General features: G+C 70.5%; 14 protein-coding genes and 1 pseudogene. 9 read left to right on the forward strand and 6 right to left on the reverse strand.

The window, feature by feature from the left end; translation table 11 throughout:
* Positions 1–3 precede the first annotated feature (3 nt).
* Positions 4–1,874, forward strand: a pseudogene (locus tag G6N23_RS14255) (ABC transporter ATP-binding protein).
* Positions 1,875–1,889: 15 nt separating this feature from the next.
* On the opposite strand, the gene G6N23_RS14260 reads toward G6N23_RS14255, so the two are convergent.
* From G6N23_RS14260 to G6N23_RS14270, 3 genes are all read right to left on the reverse strand, one after another.
* Complete coding sequence (locus tag G6N23_RS14260; protein ID WP_095173776.1) at positions 1,890–3,266, reverse strand: HNH endonuclease signature motif containing protein; 1,377 nt, start codon at positions 3,264–3,266, stop codon at positions 1,890–1,892.
* Between the two features lie 270 nt (positions 3,267–3,536).
* A complete protein-coding gene (locus G6N23_RS14265; RefSeq protein WP_085261264.1) occupies positions 3,537–4,514 on the reverse strand; it encodes an Acg family FMN-binding oxidoreductase in 978 nt (325 codons plus the stop codon).
* A gap of 88 nt (positions 4,515–4,602) precedes the next feature.
* Positions 4,603–5,724 carry an adenylate/guanylate cyclase domain-containing protein gene (locus tag G6N23_RS14270; protein ID WP_085261263.1) on the reverse strand — a complete coding sequence of 374 codons (1,122 nt, stop codon included), beginning with the start codon at positions 5,722–5,724 and terminating at the stop codon, positions 4,603–4,605.
* 32 nt (positions 5,725–5,756) lie between these two features.
* On the opposite strand from G6N23_RS14270, the gene G6N23_RS14275 reads away from it, so the two are divergent.
* The 5 genes from G6N23_RS14275 to G6N23_RS22745 all read left to right on the forward strand — a co-directional run bounded on the left by G6N23_RS14275 (position 5,757) and on the right by G6N23_RS22745 (position 12,013).
* A complete protein-coding gene (locus G6N23_RS14275) occupies positions 5,757–6,911 on the forward strand; it encodes a MalY/PatB family protein (protein ID WP_085261262.1) in 1,155 nt (384 codons plus the stop codon).
* Between the two features lie 10 nt (positions 6,912–6,921).
* A complete protein-coding gene (locus tag G6N23_RS14280) occupies positions 6,922–7,359 on the forward strand; it encodes an HIT family protein (protein WP_085261268.1) in 438 nt (145 codons plus the stop codon).
* A 4-nt stretch (positions 7,360–7,363) separates the two neighbouring features.
* Entirely contained in the window at positions 7,364–7,819 is a 456-nt protein-coding gene (locus G6N23_RS14285; protein ID WP_085261261.1) for a nitroreductase family deazaflavin-dependent oxidoreductase, read from the forward strand.
* 361 nt (positions 7,820–8,180) lie between these two features.
* The gene (locus G6N23_RS22740) at positions 8,181–11,291 is read left to right on the forward strand and encodes a PGRS repeat-containing protein (protein ID WP_456320102.1); all 3,111 of its coding nucleotides are present in this window, start codon (positions 8,181–8,183) and stop codon (positions 11,289–11,291) included.
* Positions 11,231–12,013, forward strand: a complete 783-nt coding sequence (locus G6N23_RS22745; protein WP_235687143.1) for a PecA family PE domain-processing aspartic protease — start codon at positions 11,231–11,233, stop codon at positions 12,011–12,013. The genes G6N23_RS22740 and G6N23_RS22745 overlap by 61 nt, the downstream gene beginning before the upstream one ends.
* Here G6N23_RS22745 and G6N23_RS14305 read toward each other — a convergent pair.
* From G6N23_RS14305 to G6N23_RS14315, 3 genes are read right to left on the reverse strand one after another with little or no spacing between them, the layout of a single operon-like run.
* Positions 12,010–13,050, reverse strand: a complete 1,041-nt coding sequence (locus G6N23_RS14305; RefSeq protein ID WP_085261266.1) for an LLM class flavin-dependent oxidoreductase — start codon at positions 13,048–13,050, stop codon at positions 12,010–12,012. The genes G6N23_RS22745 and G6N23_RS14305 overlap by 4 nt on opposite strands.
* A 21-nt stretch (positions 13,051–13,071) precedes the next feature.
* Positions 13,072–13,890: a uracil-DNA glycosylase gene (locus G6N23_RS14310; protein WP_085261260.1), complete on the reverse strand. Its 819-nt coding sequence runs from the start codon at positions 13,888–13,890 to the stop codon at positions 13,072–13,074.
* A 37-nt stretch (positions 13,891–13,927) separates the two neighbouring features.
* Positions 13,928–14,809: a helix-turn-helix domain-containing protein gene (locus G6N23_RS14315; protein WP_085261259.1), complete on the reverse strand. Its 882-nt coding sequence runs from the start codon at positions 14,807–14,809 to the stop codon at positions 13,928–13,930.
* A gap of 160 nt (positions 14,810–14,969) precedes the next feature.
* On the opposite strand from G6N23_RS14315, the gene G6N23_RS14320 reads away from it, so the two are divergent.
* From G6N23_RS14320 to G6N23_RS14330, 3 genes are read left to right on the forward strand one after another with little or no spacing between them, the layout of a single operon-like run.
* Complete coding sequence (locus G6N23_RS14320; protein ID WP_085261258.1) at positions 14,970–16,919, forward strand: hypothetical protein; 1,950 nt, start codon at positions 14,970–14,972, stop codon at positions 16,917–16,919.
* A gap of 40 nt (positions 16,920–16,959) precedes the next feature.
* Positions 16,960–18,681, forward strand: coding sequence for a hypothetical protein (locus G6N23_RS14325; protein WP_133055487.1), 1,722 nt, complete (start codon positions 16,960–16,962; stop codon positions 18,679–18,681).
* Positions 18,682–18,720: 39 nt separating this feature from the next.
* Complete coding sequence (locus G6N23_RS14330) at positions 18,721–20,088, forward strand: FAD-binding oxidoreductase (protein WP_085261256.1); 1,368 nt, start codon at positions 18,721–18,723, stop codon at positions 20,086–20,088.
* The last annotated feature ends 77 nt before the right edge of the window (positions 20,089–20,165 follow it).

Below are 20,165 nucleotides of genomic sequence, written 5' to 3' on the forward strand. Positions count from 1 at the left end.
GTGATGGATTCGACCGCGCGGCCCACCGACTTCTCGGTGACCGCGATGCGGCTGGTGCGGCGGATGGGCCCGCAGCGTCGGTTGATCGCCGCGGTGATCGCGCTGTCGCTGGGCGGCATCGCGATCGGGGTGGCCGGCCCGCGGATCCTCGGCCATGCCACCGATCTGATTTTCAACGGGGTGATCGGCCGCGGCCTGCCGTCGGGCATGACCAAGCAGCAGGCCGTCGAGGCCGCCCGCGCCGCGGGTCGGGGCACCTATGCCGACATGCTGTCCGGGATGGCCGTGGTGCCGGGCGCCGGCGTCGACTTCGCCGCGGTCGCGCGCACGCTGGCCCTGGCGATGAGTTTGTATCTGGTTGCCGCGCTGATGGTCTGGACCCAGGCGCGGCTGCTCAACGTGATCCTGCAACGCACCCTGCGCACGCTGCGCCGCGACGTCGAGGACAAGTTGCACCGGCTGCCGCTGCGCTACTTCGACACCCAGCGCCGCGGCGAACTGCTGAGCCGGGTCACCAACGACGTCGACAACACCGCGACGTCGGTGTCGATGACGATCAGCCAACTGTTCTCCTCGGTGCTGACCGTGCTGGTGGTGCTGGCGATGATGCTGTCCATCTCGCCGCTGCTGGCCGCGATCACGCTGCTCGGCGTTCCGGTGTCGCTGCTGGCGGTACGGGCGATCACCCGGCGCTCGCAGCGACTGTTCGCCGCGCAGTGGGCGGCCACCGGACGGCTCAACGCCCACCTGGAGGAGACCTACAGCGGCTTCACCCTGATCCGCACCTTCGGTCACCGGGACTGGGCGCAGCAGCGCTTCGACGAGTGCAACGACGAGCTGTACCGGGCCGGGTTCGGCGCCCAGTTCCTCTCCGGCCTGGTGGCACCGGCGACCGGGGTGATCGCCAACCTGGGCTATGTCGCGGTTGCGGTGATCGGCGGTTTCCAAGTAGCCACCGGTCAGATCACCCTGGGCAGCATCCAGGCGTTCATCGCCTACGTCCGCCAGTTCAACCAGCCGTTGGGCAACCTCGCGGCGATGTACAACACGCTGCAGTCCGGGGCGGCCAGCGCCGAGCGGGTCTTCGCCTTCCTCGACGAGCCCGAGGAGCCACCGGCCCCCGCGGTACCACTGTCGCTCAATGGTTCCGGGCCGCGCGGGCGAGTCGAGTTCCGCGACGTCAGTTTCGGCTACCGGCCCGGGGTTCCGGTGATCGAGGACCTGTCGCTGACCGTCGAGCCGGGCACCACGGTGGCGATCGTCGGGCCGACCGGGGCGGGCAAGACCACCTTGGTCAACCTGCTGATGCGGTTCTACGACGTGGAGCGTGGGCAGATCCTGATCGACGGCGTCGACATCACCTCGGTGGACCGCTCGGCGCTGCGCTCCTCGATCGGGATGGTGTTGCAGGACACCTGGCTGTTCACCGGGACGATCGCCGACAACATCGGCTACGGACGGCCCGACGCATCGGAAGACGAGGTGCTGGCGGCCGCCCGCGCCGCGCACGTCGACCGGTTCGCCGAGGCGCTTCCGGACGGTTACGCCACCAGGGTCAGCGACGACGGGGCGGGGATCAGTGCCGGAGAGAAGCAGCTGATCACGATCGCCCGGGCGTTCCTGGCCCGCCCGCAACTACTGATCCTCGACGAGGCGACCAGCTCGGTGGACACCCGCACCGAACTGCTCATTCAGCGGGCGACGCGCGAATTGCGCAGGGACCGCACCAGCTTCATCATCGCCCACCGACTTTCGACGATCCGCGACGCGGACCTGATCCTGGTGATGCAGGCCGGCCGCATCGTCGAGCAGGGCACCCACACCGAGTTGCTGGCCGCCGGGGGGCGTACTGGGCGATGGCCGAGGGCAATTGATCTGTGATCCTCGGGTTACGGATCTTCGTCGTCGTCTTCGCTGGAGTCGTTGTCGCGCAGTAGTTTTTCGGGGTGGTGGTAGTGGTTGGTGCGGGGTTGGCCGTGGTCGAGGTGGGGTGGGGGCAGGGTTTCGGTGGTGCCGTTGTGGGTTTTGCGGGTTTTCCAGCCGTGTGAGGTGATGAGTTGGTGGTGGGGGCCGCAGCGCAGGCTCAGTTCGTTGATGTTGGTGCGCCCGGTGCGCGCGTAGTCGGTGTCGTGGTGGACTTCGCAGTAGTAGCCCCCGATGGGGCAGCCGGGGTGGCTACAACCTCGTTCTTTGGCATAGAGCACGATGCGCTGCCCGGGTGAGGCCAGGCGTTTGGTGTGGAACAACGCGAGTTCTGTGGCGCCGTCATAGATGCGTAGGTAGTGATGGGCGTGGGAGGCCATCGCGATGACGTCGCGTATGGGTAGCCAGGTGCCGCCGCCGGTGTGGGCTTTACCGGTACCGGCCTGCAGATCAGCCAAAGTGGTCGAGACGATGATGGTGGCCGGCAGCCCATTGTGCTGGCCGAGGTCTCCGGAGGCCAGCAGGGCACGTGCCATGGCGGTCAGGGCGTCGTGGTTGCGTTGCGGTGCGCTGCGGGCATCGGCGTCGATCTGGGCCTGGGTCGGCGTGCCGGCTACGCAGGGGGTGGGGTCGTCGGGGTTGCACATGCCCGGGGCGGCCCAGCGGGCCAGCACCGCATCGAGGGTGGCACGCGCGTGCGGGTCCAGGTAGCCACTGATCGGGCTCATGCCGTCGCGGTCTTGGGGGCCCAACACCAGGCTGCGGCGTTTGGCGCGTTGCTCGTCGGTGTAGTTGCCGTCGGGGTGTAGGTGATCGGCCATGCGGTGGGCCAGGGTGGCCAGTTGATCGGGCCGGTAGCCGGCGGCCAGCTCGGTCAGTTCTGCTTCGGCGCGGGCCAGGGTGGTGGTGTCGATGTCGTCGGGCAGGTAGGTGAAAAAGGAGCGGATCACCGCGATATGCGCGGCCCCGATCTCCCCGTTCCGTTGGGCGGTGGCCACCACCGGGCGCACCGGGTCCAGCGGCTCACCGGTCAGGCTGCGTCGCGGCCCGAGTTCGGCGGCTTCGGTGATGCGCCGCCCAGCCTCCCCGCGAGTCAGATGCAGTTCGTCGGCGAGCACCCAGCGTGCCTTGCCGCCCAGCTCGTCGGGATCGGCCGCCGCCAGCCGATTCACCAGAGGGTGCTCCACGGCGGGCAGCCGGCGCCGCAGCACCTCGCAACGCCGCAACAACGCCACGCACTCCCGCGGCGTCAACACCTCGAAGTCCAGTTCCAGCGCCCGGTCCAGCCCGGCGGTCAGCGCGTCGAAGACCTCGACGACCTCGTCCCGACTGTTCGAACACATGTGCTAATCATAGCGGCGCACCCCGACAACCCACCGAATCCATCCACAAGCAAAACCACAGTGACACAAGTGAATACCGTGACCAACGGACCCGAAGAATTAGGTCCGAATCAGCCATTGCTGACCGGTGGTCACCGGCGTAGATTCGACCGCGAAGCAGGCCCGGAACTGACCGAACCGAAGAGCTGGCCCAGTGGATGAAAGCCAGCCGCGCAGGAAGTGTAAGACGCTCCCCACGTCAGCCGGGCCTGCCCCATTGTGTTCCGCCGCTCAATATTTCAGCTGCAGCACATCGGCCAGCGGACGTCGCGGCGTCGGCGGCGGCACCTGCTCCAGCGCCGGTGCGCCACCGACCCGGATCAGCACCTGCGGCAGGTCATCACGCCCGGCCAGCCCGGCGAGCATCGCCCGCCCGGCCGGCACCTCCGTCAGATGCGTGACCGGGCAGCTGGCCAGACCGGCCATCGTGCACTCCAGCAGCACGGTCGAGAGTGCCTCACCGCAGGCCAGCGCATCTTCCGGCGCGTCGCTGGCGGTGGACAGCAGCACGATCTTCGAGTGGTCGTCACCGACCTCGATACGCCGCTCCCGGTTGTGGGTGACCGGGAAGCTCCGGCCGATGTCGACCCGGTCGCTCTCCGCGGCCGAGACCAGCGCGCTCTGCGGAATCCCGTCCGAGACCTCGAACGGTGCTGTCCACCAGCTTATTTCGGCGTGATACGACGAGTCATAGAGCCTCAGCGCCTCGGTGACCTGAGAGGTCTCCGCGAGTTGGGAACGCACGTCGTCGGCCAGCACGCACAACCGCACCGGATCGTCGACACTGCTGTGCAGCACGGCCTCGAACGGCTCCCAGGCACTCGGGGCAAAGAACGGCAACCGGTCGGTACGTCGCATCAGGATCGCGTTGGCGCGGTATCGCTGGATATCGCTGACCCGCTCGGCAGCGGTGAAGCCCATCGAGGCCAGATGCTCGGGTCGCTGCGGATCCGGGAACCGCTGCACCTCGGCCGTCCATCCGGCTACGTCCATCGCCACCCGCAGGTGATCAAGCACCGCCCCGCAACTGATCAGCGCCTCACGCGCGGATTGATCGCCGTGCACCGCGCGGTTCGGATCCAGGAACAGGTCCAGCCGGCCGGGCTCAGCCACCCACCGCCAGGGCTGGCTGTTGTGCAGCGACGGCGCGCGGCATGCCAATCGCACCGCTTCGGCCACTACTTCGGGCTTCACCAATGTGTCCACCATGACTCACCTCCACCTCACCTCACAGGTTCCCCGGGGGGCGGCCCGCTCGACAGGGCCGTTAGTCCCCGGGACGGTCGGCATTGGACCGTCAGCTCTCGGAACCCTCGCCGCGGTGCCGGACCCGGTACACGCTCACCTCACCCTTGATGCCCTTGAGGTGCCGCGCTCCCGCGAACGACCAGCGGAACGCATCGTCGTCGGCGAGCGCGGCCTGCACCGGCCCGGCGACCAGCACCGTGCCGGGCCGCGCCACCCCGGTCACCCGACTGGCGAGATTCACCGGGCTGCCGAACCAGTCCCCGACCCGGCTCACCGCCTCCCCCGCGGCGATACCGGCGCGCAGCCGCGGCAGCTCGCCGTCGGCCTCGGCGGCCTCGATCAGCCGCAGCACCGCATCGACCATGGGCGCCGGCTCCGGGCAGACGAACATCACCGCGTCGCCGATGGTCTTGATGAATCGCACCGGCGGGACGGCGATCTCACGGCCCAGCACAGTCAGACGTTCGGCGAGCTGGACCAGCTCCTCGGGCGGCACCATCTCCCCGAGTCGGGTGAACCCGACCAGGTCGGCAAACGCCACGGTGATCTGCCGCGCCCCCGGCAGCGGTGCGCCGGCCATGCGCTCCACGGCGGTCACGGCGTCGATGTCGAGCTGATGGCGCAGCTGCATCATCAGCATGTCCTGGACGAAGGGGCCCAGCATCGGCGCCAGCCCCGCCACCAGGTCCCGCGACCGCTGCGCGATCTGCAGCTCGGTGACGCCCGGCTCGCCGATCGCCGACAACACGGTGAAGCGCATGAACTCGGCGGTGTGCGCCAGACCGTCGGCCAGCACGCGTGCGGTCTGCAGCGCCTGCTCGGGGCCGATACCGGCCTCGATGAAGCGGCGCGCATGCACGGCGATGCTGGCGTCGGCACGCATCTGCACCGGGGCGTCCGGATCCTCGACCCAGGGCAGCCCGACCGCCCGCTGCAGCCGCTGCAACTGCTCGAGATCGACCCCGGTGGATTCGCTGATCTCGCGGGCCGACACGTACATGCCGTCGTCGCCGACCAGTCGTCGCGACGCCAACAGCATCGGCGAGACGTTCCCACGAATCTCATCAGTGGTGATGCCCTGTCCTAGCAGCCATTCGATCAATTCGGCGCGTTCGGCGCGCGCGGCGCCATCCAGCCCGTCGAGCAATTCCTCGATCTTGGGATCAGCCACGACGCAAACGTATCTCCCGGCAGACTGTCGGGGTGGCTGAAGTCTTCGATGCGCTGACCGACGACCAACTCCGCGCCCGCGGGACGATCAAGTGGAACCACTTCGAGCCGGACGTGTTGCCGCTGTGGATCGCCGAGATGGATTTCCCCACCGCGCCGGCGGTGCTGGACGGTATACGCGCCTGCGTGGCCGCCGAGGAGTTCGGCTACCCGGCGTTCGGGTCCGATGCGCTGCCGGTGGCGGCGGCACGCTGGTGCGAGCGGCGCTACGGCTGGGCCGCCCGCCCGGAATGGGTGCGGGTGGTGCCCGACGTGCTCAAGGGCATGGAGGTGGTCATCGGTTTCCTCACCCGCCCGGAGAGCCCGGTGGTGCTGCCGGTCCCGGCCTACATGCCGTTCTTCGACCTGCTGCTGGTCTCCGGCCGTCAGCGGGTGGAAATCCCGATGACACAAGATGATTCCGGTCGCTACCTGATCGATCTGGATGCGCTGGACGCGGCGTTCAGCGCCGGTGCGGGGTCGCTGATCCTGTGCAACCCGAACAATCCGCTGGGCACCGCGTTCACCGCCGAGGAGCTGCGCGCGATCGTGGAGATCGCCGCCCACCACGGCGCCCGGGTGATCGCCGACGAGATCCACGCCCCGCTGGTCTACGACCGCCCGCACGTCGCGGCCGCCTCGGTGTCCGACGTCGCCGCCGACACCGTCGTCACGCTGATGTCGGCGTCCAAGGGCTGGAACCTGCCCGGCCTGATGTGCGCCCAGGTGATGTTGTCCAACCAGCGCGACGCCGACGCCTGGGACCGGATCAACATGATGCACACCATGGGCGCCTCCACCGTCGGCATCCGGGCCAACATCGCCGCCTACACCGACGGCGGCGACTGGCTGGACCGTCTGCTGGTCTACCTGCGGGCCAACCGCGATCACCTCAGCCGTGTGCTTCCGGAGGCGGTGCCGGGGGTTCGGGTCAGCCACCCGCAGGCCACCTACCTGGCGTGGCTGGACTTCCGGGCGCTGGGATTGCCCGCCGAACCGGCCGAGTACCTGCTGGGCCACGCGCGGGTAGCGCTGAGCCCGGGCATCCCGTTCGGTGGCGGCCCGGGATTCGCCCGGCTGAACTTCGGCACCACCCGGGCGATCCTGGACCGGGCGATCGAGACGATGACGGTGGCGCTAAACGGCTAACGTGGCGGGGGTGTCTTGTGTGTTCTGTGCTGTGGTTGCCGGTGCCGCCCCGGCCGTCCGGATCTACGAAGACGACGACTACCTGGCGTTCCTCGACATCCGGCCGTTCACCCGCGGCCACACGCTGGTGATCCCCAAGCGGCACAGCGTGGACCTGACCGACACCCCGGCCGAGACACTGGCCGGCATGCTCGCGGTCGGCCAGCGGATCGCCCGCGCGGCGCGGGCCTCCGGACTGCACGCCGACGGCAACAACTTGGCGATCAACGACGGGCGGGCGGCCTTTCAGAGCGTGTTCCACATCCACCTGCACGTGGTACCGCGCCGCAGCGGGGACAAGCTGTCGTTCGCCAAGGGGATGCTGGTGCGCCGCGACCCGGATCGGGAGCAGACCGGGCAGATCTTGCGGGCGGCACTGGCGGATGCCGGCACCGCGCCGTCAGACTGAAGCAATGGACCATCTCCCGTTGATCGAAAAAGTGGGCGTCCGCGTGCTCGGCCTCCACGACCTGATCTACCGCTGGACCAACGGCCGCGTCGGCCACCGGCTGCCGGGCCTGCCTCCCAGCTTGATGTTGCACACCGTCGGCGCCAAGACCGGTCGGGCCCGCACCTCGACCCTGTCCTACGCCCGCGATGGCGACGACTACCTGATCGTCGCGTCGATGGGCGGTGCGCCCCGCTCCCCCGGCTGGTATCACAACCTCAAGCCACACCCCGACGTCGAGATCAACGTCGGGCCCAAACGGTTGCCCGTCTCCGCGCGGGCGGTGCTGCCCGACGACCCGGACTACGCCCGGATGTGGCGGATCGTCAACGCCAACAATGCGGATCGCTACGAGGCCTACCAGCGACGCACTGCTCGGCCGATCCCGGTCGTGGTGCTCACACCCGCGGCGTCCACTTAACCGGTCGACTTTCTTCCTGCGGAAACCACTTGTCCGTTGTTAAGCGCCTGCTTAGGTAGTACTTTGGCTTGACCACGCTTCTGCGCGTGGGCTGCCGAGCAGGGTTCGCCCTCGATCCAGACAAGGTGGGGCGATGAGCCGACGACGTAATCCGCGCTCGACTCGCCGGCGCGGGGCACGCGCCGCGGTCGGGGCCTTCGTCGCCGCCGGAGCCATCGGCGGAGCATTCGGACTCAGCCCCCTTTCCCCGGCGCCACCGGCGCACGCCGACGTAGACCTGGACTGGCTGGTCGAGCTGTTCGCCCCGACCGCGGGCCTGGCCGCCGGCGCGGAGCCGCTCGACGCCTCCGACCTGTTCGGCATGGACCTCTACACCGCGCTGCACGACCAGGTTCAGACCTGGATCACCAGCCCGCTGGGCATTCAGATCGACACCACCATCAACCAGCTCGCCGGGTCGTATCTCATCGGCAACGGGATCGACGGGACCGCGGACAACCCCCACGGCGGCGCCGGCGGCCTGTGGTTCGGTGACGGCGGCGACGGATATGACCAAACCCTGGCCGGTCTCGCCGGCGGCAACGGCGGCGCGGCCGGAATGTTCGGTGACGGCGGGGCCGGCGGTGACGGCGGAGCCGGTGCCGCAGGAGGCATCGGCGGGGCCGGCGGCTGGTTCATGGGCAACGGCGGCGCCGGAGGTGCCGGCGGCGAGGGTGTGCTGGGCGGTGCCGGCGGCGCCGGCGGAGACGGCGGCGACGCGCTGGCCTGGTTCTTCGGCAGTGGCGGGGCCGGCGGTGCCGGCGGCGCCGGCGGCTCCGGAGCCGTGGGCGCCACCGGCGGTATGGGTGGTGCCGGCGGGGCCGGCGGAGCCAGCCTCTCAGCGCAATTCGGTGATGGCGGGCGTGGCGGCGCCGGCGGGTCCGGCGGGACCGGCGGAGCGGGCCAGGCCGGCGCCGACGGGCAGGCCGGGGACTTCGCGAGCAACGCAGGCACCGGCGGCGACGCCGGCGATGGCGGCAACGGCGGATCCGGCGGCGTGGGCGGCGCCGGTGGAGCCGGCGGCGCATCGGCGCACGGCACGGCGGGTGAGAACGGCAGCGGCGGGGACGGCGGTCGCGGCGGTGCCGCCGGCCTGGGCGGAACCGGCGGAGTCGGGGCGGCCGGCACGGCCGTCCACCCCGACGGCGGGGCCGGTGGCAATGGCGGCGACCCGGGTCTGGCCGGAGGCGGCGGCGCGGGCGGCGCGGCAGGGGTCGGCGGGCTGGCCGGGACCGGTGTGGACGGCGTTGCCGGGGCCGCCGGCTTGGCCGCCCACAGCGGCGGCAACGGCGGCAACGGCGGAGCCGGCTTTGACGCCGCTACCGGAGCCGGCGGGGCCGGCGGTCACGGCGGCAACGGCGGCGCGTACGGCGACGGCGGCAACGGCGGCGCGGGCGGCCAGGGCGGGCTCGGGGCCGACGGCAGCGACGCCTCCGGGACCGGTGCCACCGGGCAGGACGGTGGCCAGGGCGGCAGCGGCGGCGCGGGCGGAACCGGCGGGGCCGGTGGAGCGCTCGGCGGCAACGGCGGGCGCGGCGGGACGGGCGGCGTCGGCGGGACCGGCGGGACCGGCGGCAACGGAACCGACGGTACGGCCAGCGGCGTGGCCGGCGGCGCCGGCGGCAACGGCGGTGACGGTGGCCGCGGCGGCACCGGCGGCACCGGCGGGACCGGCGGCGCGGGAGGCACCGCCACCCACGGAACCGTGGGCCAGCAGGGCGCGGGCGGAACCGGCGGCACCGGCGGCACCGGCGGCGATCCGGGCGCCGGCGGCCGAGGCGGCAACGGCAGCGCCTCCCACGTCGACGGCGGCCGGGGCGGCAACGGCGGCAACGCCGGGGCCGGCGGCTCCGGTGGTACCGGCGGGCGGGTTCGACCGCCGGGGCGACGGGTGCGGCCGGGGCGGCCCCGACCGGCCATGCCGGTGACGGCGGCAACGGCGGCAACGGCTACAGCCCCACCACCGCCGGCGCCAGCGGCGGCAAGGGCGGCGACGGCGGGACCGGCAGCGCCCACGGCAACGGCGGCAACGGCGGCAACGGCGGCAACGGGGCGACCGGCAGGAACGGCGTCGCCGGCCTCTTCGGCGGCAACGCCGGTGATGGCGGCAACGGCGGGGCCGGCGGCGCCGGCGGCAACTCCCTCGGCGACGGCAACGGCGGCGACGGCGGCAACGGCGGCGCGGCCGGCAACGGCGGCCGCGGCCTGGACCAATCGGGCCAGCCCGCCGGCGCCACCCTGCCCGGCAGCGGCGGCAACGGTGGGCTGGGCGGGGCCGGTGGGGCCGGCGGCAGCAGTGCCAGCGCGCACGGCGCCGGCACCGGTAACGGCGGCGCGGGCGGCACGGGCGGGGCCGGCGGTAACGGCGGCGGCAATGGCATCGCCACCGTGGACGCGCCCAACAACGTGCAATACGGCAGCGGCGGCGACGGCGGGGCGGGTGGCGTCGGCGGCAACGGCGGCCTCGGTGACCACGGCGCCGCGGGCCCCAACGCCGGCTTCGACGGCGGCAGCGGCGGCAGCGGCGGCCAGGGCGGCGCCGGTGGCTTGTCCTACCAGGGCAACGCCGCCCTGGGCGAGCACGGGCGTTTCGGCACCAACGGCGACGGCGGCGCCGGTGGTGGCGGCGGGACCGGCGGCGGTGGTGGCACCGGCGGCACCGGGCTGGCCAGTGCGGGCGGCACCGGCGGCAACGGCGGCAACGGCGGGACGGCCGGAGACGGCGGAGCCCCCGGCACCGGCGCTTTCGCCCAACCCGGAATCAACAAGGCACCGGTCGGGATCGGCGGCGCCGGCGGCGAGGGCGGCGGTGCGGGAGCCGGTGGTTCCGGCGGGATCGGTGCGGCCGGATTCACCGGCGGCGCCGGCGGGAACGGTGGTGTGGGAGGTTCCGGCGGAGACGGCGGAGACGGCAGCGGCAGCTTCTACTCGCAGGGCTCCAGCGGCGGCAACGGCGGCTCCGGAGGCGACGGCGGCAACGCCGGTGTCGGCGGAGCGGGCGGTTCGGGTGCCGGTGCTGGCGCCGGCGGCAACGCCGGTGCGGGCGGCCACGGCGGCGACGGAGGTAACGGAGGCACCGCCACCCTGGCCTCGACGAACGTGCACGGCGGCGCGGCCGGCGACGGCGGCGCCGGAGGTGCCGCGGGCAACGTGGCCGCCGGCGGCGCCGGGGCCAAGGGCGGCGACGGCGGCGACGGCGGAGTGGGCGGCTACGGCGGGACGGTCGGCAGCACCGGGGCCAACGGCGCCGGGGGTGCCGGCGGTGACGGCTCGGGGTCGGCTGCCGATGGGGCCACCGGCGGCCCGGACGGCCTGGTCAACGCGTCCATCCCGCTGTATCTGCAAAGCGGCGGGATCAGCCCGATCGTCTACATCTCCCTCAACGGCGGCCCACCGGTCGCGGTGCAGATCGACACCGGTTCCACCGGGTTGACGATCCTGGGCAACAGCCAGGGCCTGGGAGACTCGGTCTTTTCCGGCAGTGCGAGCTACGCCGGACTGGGCAATCAGTCCTACGGCTACCACACCTACGACACCACGGTCGGCTTCTGCGACAAGGCGGGCGTCTGCCCCGATGGTCTGGTCACCGACCCCACCGCGGTCAATATCGTCGACCCGGCATCGACCGCTCTGATGACCAGCTACTTCAACCAGTACGGCATCGTCGGGGTGCTGGGCATCGGGCCGAACAACGGTTTCTCGGGAACCTCGACGATCATCTCGGCGTTGCCCGGCGCGCTCAACCAGGGTGTGCTCGTCGACGCCACCCGAGGCGAGGTGGTGTTCGGCCCCAACCAGCTCGACCCGGAGCTGTCACTTCCGGGCTCCCCGTTCGTGGACACCATGGTGTCGATCAACGGCGGTGTGCCGCAGGCGGTTTCCACGTCGATCGACTCCGGCGGCATGTTCGGCAGCGTCCCGCAGTGGCTGGTTCCCAGCGCCGGGATCGGCTCGCAACTGCCGGTCGGCACCCAGATCTCGGTGTACACGTCCGATGGTCAGACTCTGCTGTACTCCTACACGACCACCTCGACGAACAGCCCGTGGGTCTGGTCGAACACCTCGATGAACAGCGGCTACTTCCCGTTCTCGGAGAACCCGATCTACATCGATTACCGCCCCAGCGGTTTCGGGTCGACGATCTTCGACCGCTAGAACAGTTCCTTGGCGAGCAGTTCCAGGGTCCGCTCGCGCCCGGGCGCGGTCGCCGGGTCGGTGCCGCGCCGCGCCGACGCCACCGGGTTGACCATCACCTCGTCGACGTCGAAGTCCTCGGCCAGCGCCTTGAGCGCCTCGGCCGCTTCGGCGGGCGCGCCGACCACCGCGCGCTGCAGCCCGCTGTCGATGATGCGCTGCTCCTGATCGGACACCCGGGCCGCCTGGGCGTCCTCGACGAGGTCGACCGCTCCCAGCGGTCGCCCGGTCCGCAGCCGGGCCATCATCTGCAGATTCGGCAGCATCAATGCCGTTGCCTCATCACGGGTTTCGGCGACCGACGCGTTGACTGTGAGGAACGTCGTCGGTTCGGAGCACACCTCGCTCGGGGTGAAATGCTCCCGATAGTAGGCCAATGCCTCTTCGGTGCCGTGGCCGGAGAAGTGATGGGCGAAGACGTAGGGCAGGCCCTTGGCCGCGGCCAGCCGCGCCGAATACATGCTCGACCCCAACAGCCACAGCCGCGGCTCGCCGACCGCGGCCGGGGTGGCCTTGAGCAGGTAGTCCCCGTCGCGTAGCTGGACCTGCACGCCGCGACTGCTCATCATCGCCCGCACCTGATCGAGATAGTCGGGGAAATTTTGGATTTCTCGCTCGGCCGCGCCTTCCCTGCCGCCGCGCAGCATGAACGAGGTGACCGGATCCGAACCGGGCGCCCGGCCGATGCCCAGGTCGATCCGCCCCGGCGCGGCGGCCTCCAGCAGCGCGAACTGTTCGGCGACGGCCAGCGGGGCGTGGTTGGGCAGCATCACCCCGCCGGACCCGAGCCGCACCCGAGCGGTCTGGGCGGCCAGGTAGGCGAGCAGCACCGGCGGGCTGGTGGCCCCGACCGAGGGCATGTTGTGGTGCTCGGCCACCCAGTAGCGGGTGAAACCGAGCCGGTCGGCGGTCTGGGCCAGCCGCACCGTGGCGGCCAGCGCGTCGGCGCTGGTCTGGTCGGTACGGACGGGCACGAGATCAAGAACGGATAGGCGCACGTCGATAGTCAACGCGGCCACTCAGCCGGATAGTCCCGCCAGCTCCGCCGCCCGGCCGAAGATGTCGTCGAGCATCGCCGGCGTCAGCCGTCCGGTGAACATGTTCTGCTGGCTGGGGTGATAGCAGCCCAGCAGTCGCAACGTGGGGCTCAGTTCGGCCAGAGCGCCGTGGCCGAACTTCGGCTTGGGCTTGGGCGGCTGATCGGTGGCCACCCGCAGCGCTATCTGCCAGGCGAAGCCGCCGAGTGCCACGACCACCCGGACGTGCGGGGCGATCAACCGCCATTCGGCGTCGATCCACGGCGCGCAGGTGTTGCGCTCGACCGTCGTCGGCGAATTGTCCGGCGGGGCGCAGCGGACCGGGGCGATGATCCGGATCGTGTTCGTCTGCAACCCATCGGCGGCGTCGACGCTGGTCGGCTGGTTGACCAGGCCGGCCCGGTGCAATGCGGCGTAGAGCTGGTCACCGGAGCGGTCGCCGGTGAACATCCGACCGGTCCGGTTGGCGCCGTTGGCGGCGGGCGCCAACCCGACCACGACGATCTTCGGCGTCGGCGAGCCCCAGCCGGGCACCGGACGTCCCCAATAGGGTTGGTCGGCAAAGGATTTCCGTTTGGTGACGGCCACCTCTTCGCGCCAGGTCACCAACCGCGGGCAGGCCCGGCAGACGCTGATCAACGCGTCCAGTTCGGGGATCGAGCCGGCTTGGCCGGCCAAGTGCGTCACCCGGGCGGCGTCCGGCGCCTGCGGGGTCTCCCGGGTGGCCGGGTCACCGGGCCAGCCGGTGCCGGGCGGCACCGGGGAGGCGAACGGCTGACCGGTGCGCGGGTGGTTGAGCATGGCACCATCCTGCCGGGTGCCGCGCGATGAGAAACGACTACGTCGAGAGCTGTTGGGCTGTCGACCGGATCTCGCGGATGTAGCGGTCCCGTTCGGCGGCGCTCACGTCTCGTCGCAGCGGGCCCAGCTGCAATTCGTAAGTGGGCTCGCCCTTGTCGAACACCGGCGCGGCCAGATAGCTCACCGACAACGGCTGCGTGGTGGCGAGTTGTTCTGCGGTATAGGGGTTTCCGTTCACACCTGTGAGCAGCTCGAAGACCCGCTGCCGCAGCGCGACCCGGCGGGGATGCTCCGCCAGCAGATCGACCACCTCGGCCAGCACGTCGAGCGCCTCCAGGCCCGGACCGCCCAGGCCGAACACCACGACGCCGTTCTGCCGTACCTGGGCCAGCACGTCGTCGAGCAGGTCGGGGCCGACCCCATGTGCCGAGGCCAGCCACGCCTGTCGCGCCTGCGCATCGCGGTGGGCGATGACGGTGGCGCCGACGGGAGCGATCAGCGGCAGCCGGACGCCGACCCCGACCCCGGCCGGGATGCGGCCGCGGCCGCGCACCAGGGTCAGAAAACTCAGCTCGGCGGCCCCCACCAGCGCGAGCCCCGCTCCGCAGCCGGCCCGCTCCGCCATCTGCTCGATCACGTGCGCGCTCTCGGTCGACAGCGGCCAGAGTCGACGGACCGTGTCGGCGATGCCGATCAGCCCGGGGCCCAGGGTGTACTTGCGATCATCGCGGCGGGCCGCCCATCCCGCCCGCTCCAGTGCCAGCAGGATCGACGTCACCGTGGCACGGTTCAACTCCAACCGCGAGGCGATCGAGGCGACCGAACTGGGCTGTGACTGAGCAGCCAATAACCCCACGACGGCGACGACCCGATCGGTAGGCGGCGAGCCCACCCGCTGGTCGTCATCTCGGCCGCCCATCGCCCTCCTTATCCCTGGCTTCGCGGGAAATCACCGATCGTACGGCGCCGGCCCGGACCCTTGCGCTGACGTTCGGCCAGCGGTAGCGTCCCGTCTCATCGTATTTTCAGTTGTCGTTCATATGGCAAATAATTGTCATATTGCCGGAGAGGAGCCGGTCATGGCCGCCGGACGACGTGAAGTACCCCGGGGGGACCGGTGTAGCCGTGCGCTGTGTGCGGCCGGGCTGGCGACGGCGGTGGTCGTCGGCACCGCGGCGAGCCCGATCCAGCCGGCCCGCCTGGCACGCTCATTGCCGGTGGCGTTGACATCGGTCTCGGCCGAGGTGCAACAGGCGATCGATGCCCTGCTCGACGTGATGAAGCAGGCCGCCGCCGACGACGCGGCACTGCCCTTCGCGACACCCGACGGCGTCGCCATGCTGATGACGGGGCTGCAGAACACGAACTACGAATTGCTCATGGCCGGGGTCTCACGGGTGACCGAGCTGTTCGACGGATGGTTTTTCCAGTCGCCCGAAGTGATGGCCGGTGACGCCGCCAATCCGCGGCAGTACTTCCAGTTCTTCACCCCCGACATCTACTACCACGCGACCGCGGGCCTGGCCCCGGGCGCGACCTATGAGCTCACCGGCACGCTCGGCGGTGGCACCGAGGCGTTCGCGATCGCCACCGAGCAGATCACCGGTTCGCAGGCCGTCAGCAAGGAGAGCCTGGAACTCGGCACCAATCTGGTGGTCAACCCCGACGGCACGTTCACCGTCTACATCGGGCCCGACGCGCCCAGCGGTGCGGTCAACTTCATCGACGACGACAGCGCCACCATCCAGGGGGCCGCCTCGCTGCTGGTCCGGGATGTGTTGGGAGACTGGGCGAAAGGGCCCAGCAATATCAGCATCCACTGCGTGGCCGATTGCCCGCCGTTCTTCGCCATCCCCGAGGGCGGATTCTTTCCCAGTGACGACACGGTGACGCCACCGAAGATCAGCTCGATCGACGACGCGCTGACCCTGCTGTTCAGTGCCTTCGCCAAGATCGCCGGGCCGTTCAACACCCAGAACATGGGACTGGCCCAGATCGCCGGGATCGAGCAGCCCGCCAACACCATGAGCCCGCTGGCCACCGAGACGAGCCTGTTCGCCACGGGTCTGCCAAGCGCGGACGTCTCCGCGGGGAACTTCGACTTGGACGCCGGCGAGGCGCTGATCGTGAAGGTGCCGGAGGTGGACTCCGCCTACAGCGGCATCGAGCTGATGAACGTCTACGGCGCGGCACTGCCGTTCACGCTGGCCCAGACCACCCTGAACAACACCACGGCGTTTCAAGCCGCTGACGGCTACACCTACTACGTGATCAGCGCCACCAATCCCGGCGTGGCGAATTGGCTGGACACCGGAGGCATCCCCAACGGGGAGATCTTCGCCCGGTTCGAGAACCTCGCCGCCGGAACCGATCCGACCGGTCTGGAGGTGACCACCCAGGTGGTGCCGGTGGCCGACGTGGCCCAATACCTGCCCGGTGACACCCCGACCGTCAGCGCGGCCGAGTACGCCGCCGACATGACCCAGCGGGTGCTGTCCTATGACTACGCCCTGGACGTGTCCCGGATGCACGCCCAACCCAGCTGGCTGATCCAGGAAGTGCTGTTCTCCGGGCTCAAGGGGCTCATCGGTGACGACAACTTCGCGTCGGTCTTCGGCGAGGAGCCGGTCACACCGCTGGCGCTGCGGTTCACCGACGCACTGAGCCCGGACTGGGACGCCGTCTGGCACGGGATCACGAGCGATCCGTTCGGCAGCCTGACCGCGGTGGCCAACAACCTGCCGCTGCTGTGGAGCGATGTCAGCCTGCCGTTCCAGCTGGCCGCAGCACAATCGCTGCTGTCGCTGCTGCTTCCCGGGACGTCCGGCTCGCTGCTGAGCGACGCACTGCTCGACCCGAACAGCGGCATCATCGCCGGCCTGCTCAATGCCCGCGACGACCTGGCCACCACGATCCTGACCGCCACCAACGCCTGGCCGACGGAGCTGGGTGAGCAGGCCGCCCAGCAGTGGGCGAACATGTCCGAGCTGATCGCGCAGGGTGCCACGTCACTGTTCGACGCCGGCTGATCCGCCGCTGAAATCCCAGCGCCGCCATTACACTCCCGGAATGCGCAGGTACAGCGGTCATGTCGCGCTGACAGTCGTGTTGCTTGCCTCCGGGCTGACCGGTTGCTCGTCGGGGAACCGGGTGGCCGAGTCGATGGCGACGCCGACCGTTTCATCGTCCCCCTCGCCGACGGTGTCGCCGTCGGCGGTGATCGGCCCCGACGGGGCGAGCGTCGAGATCACCCTGAACGGGATGCGGGTTACCGCAACCGCACCGGCCGGTGTCAGTGATCCCGGTGTGCCGCTGACGATCTCGGGTGGCCCAGACACCGAGGGCAAACCATTTGCGGCCGCGGTGGCCGCCAGTGCACCTGCGTCGATCACGCTGGGCTCAGGGCTGCAGCCCAAGCAGCCGATCGAGCTGCGGTTCGACCTGTCCGCCCATCCGGAGCTTGCCGGGGCGTTCAGCAATTCGGTGAAACCGGTCATCCACTCGGGCTCCGGCGCCGACGGGTCGGTGATCGACCTGATACCGGCTACCTGGGATCCGGCGACCCGCACGGTGAGCGCGACCACCGACCACCTGTCGTTTTTTCAGGTCGTCGCCGCGGACCTGGGCAAGGTGGTCGACACCATCCGGGGTGTGCTGCTGCCCGGCACCAACTCCAGCCCGGCCTGTGCGGGTGGCAGCCAACTGACCATCGGATCGATCTCCTACACGCTCAGCGCGTCCAGCGCCGACGCGCCGGTGACCGGCTGCCTGCGCGACCCCAGCGACGGCGGCGTCGGCGTCGACTTCGTCAACAGCAGTAGCCAGTTCTACGGGATCACGTCCTCGCCTCCCGGAGCCTTCACCAATCCGACACCCTTGAACAGCAACGACCAGCTCGCGGTGTGGCTGTTCAGCGACAAGAACGGGCTGCTCACACCCCGCGCCGGCGGCCAGCTCGCACTTCCGGTCGGCACCACCAGCGCCACCATCAACGCCGATGTCAATCCGGTGGCGCTGCAATTGAATTCGATCCTGACCGGACTCGGGATGCTGGGTATCGATGGCGACCAACTGGTCACGGTGTTCCAGAACAGCCGGTCGGCCTGGGACTGCGCGCTGACCGCGATGAACGCCCTGCAGCTCCCCAAAGACGCCTACCAAGCCCGCGATCAGTACGGCAACGTCGCCCAATGCCTGCTGGCCGGGATCGGAGCCGCCGGCAGGCCTATCAGCGGCGCAGCGGGCGCCGATCCTGGGTATCTGGGCGATGTGGTGCACCGGACCGGTGTGGCACTGTCGCTGGTGACCACCCTGCCTGACCAGTTCTTCGCCAACATCGCCGGAGCGATCGGCGAGGTGACCGGCAAGAACCACCTGCAGTTCACTCTCAACGGCCAGGGCCCCACCGCTCCGGCCCCGAGTACAGGCACCTTGCAGTTGAGCGTGTTCCACTCGCGCACCAACCCCGGTGATACCGGAGTTGAGTTGGCGCCCAACCATTTCCAGCTCAGCAAGACCAAGCACGACGGCACTTTCTGGGTCGATTTGGGCTTGCGCTGGAAGACCGCTGACGGAAAGGGCCTGTTTTCGTACTGCACCGAGCAGACGAAGGTCCTCGACAGCGGTGGCGGCGTCGTGCTGGCGCGAAAGCAGCGACTGGCGACCTGCGACGGGGGCGGCGGCTGGAATTTTCAGCTCACTAAACCCGGCACCTACACCTACATCGTCGACCTGCAGGGCGAGCCGAGCGGCTCAGCCCACGGCGAGCAGCAGTTCACCGTCGACCCGTAGCGACGCGGCAGGCCGCCGCAGCTCCGTAGGATCGCGTGCGTGGATTCCGATGCCCTGGCCCAGTTGATCGCCGACCTGCCCGACGGGATGGTGGTCACCGATCCGACGATCACCGCGGGCTACCGCCAGGACAACGCGCTGGATCCGCTGGCGGGCCAACCGCTGGCGGTGGTGCGTCCGCTGCGCACCGAGGAAGTGCAGACGGTCCTGCGCTGGGCCGCCGAGCACCGGGTGCCGGTGGTGACCCGGGGCGCGGGCACCGGACTTTCCGGTGGCGCCACCGCGATCGACGGCGGGATCGTGCTGAGCACCGAGAAGATGCGCGACATCACCGTCGACCCCGTCACCCGCACCGCGGTCTGCCAGCCCGGCCTGTTCAACGCCGAGGTGAAGAAGGCCGTCGCCGAACACGGGCTGTGGTATCCCCCGGACCCGTCGTCGTTCGAGATCTGCAGCATCGGCGGCAACATCGCCACCAACGCCGGCGGGCTGTGCTGTGTCAAATACGGCGTCACCACCGACTACGTGCTGGGCCTGCAGGTGGTGCTGGCCGACGGCACCGCGGTGCGCCTGGGCGGGCCGCGCCTGAAAGACGTTGCCGGACTGTCGTTGACCAAGCTGTTCGTCGGCAGCGAGGGCACCCTCGGGGTGATCACCGAGGTGACCTTGCGACTGCTGCCGGCCCAGCCCAAGTCCGCGGTGGTGGTGGCCACCTTCGACTCGGTGGCCGCCGCAGCCGAGGCGGTGCTCGACGTCTCCGGGCGGCTGCGCCCGTCGATGCTGGAGTTCATGGACGCCGCGGCGATCAACGCCGTCGAGGACCAACTGCGGATGGGGCTCGACCGCGACGCCGCCGCCATGCTGGTGGCGGCCTCCGATGAGCGGGGCCACGCCGGCGCGGACGACATCGAGCTGATGGCCCGGGTGTTCACCGAGCACGGCGCCAAGGACGTGTTCTCCACCGACGACCCGGTCGAGGCCGAAGGCTTCGTGGCGGCCCGGCGGTTCTGCATCCCGGCCGTCGAGGCCAAGGGGCCGCTACTGCTCGAGGACGTGGGCGTGCCGCTGCCACAGCTGGGCGAGCTGATCACCGGGATCGAGAAGATCGCCGCCGATCACCGGGTGATGATCGCGGTGATCGCCCACGCCGGTGACGGCAACACCCACCCGCTGATCGTGCACGACCCGAACGATCCCGACGAGGTCCGCCGCGCCGAGGCCGCCTACGGCGAGATCATGAATCTGGCGATCGCCCTGGGCGGCACCATCACCGGCGAGCACGGGGTCGGGCGGCTGAAGCGGCCGTGGCTGGCCGAGCAGCTGGGCCCCGAGGCGATGGCGCTGAACCAACGGGTCAAGGCGGCGCTGGACCCGCTGAACATTCTGAATCCGGGTGCGGGGATCTGACCGGCGTCGCCACGCCCCCCGGGCCGGGAACCTGCCGACGCCCCGGGGATTGACAGTCGGTACGTTGTGTCATATCA

It is taken from the genome of Mycolicibacter terrae (assembly GCF_010727125.1).
Lineage (GTDB): Bacteria > Actinomycetota > Actinomycetes > Mycobacteriales > Mycobacteriaceae > Mycobacterium > Mycobacterium terrae.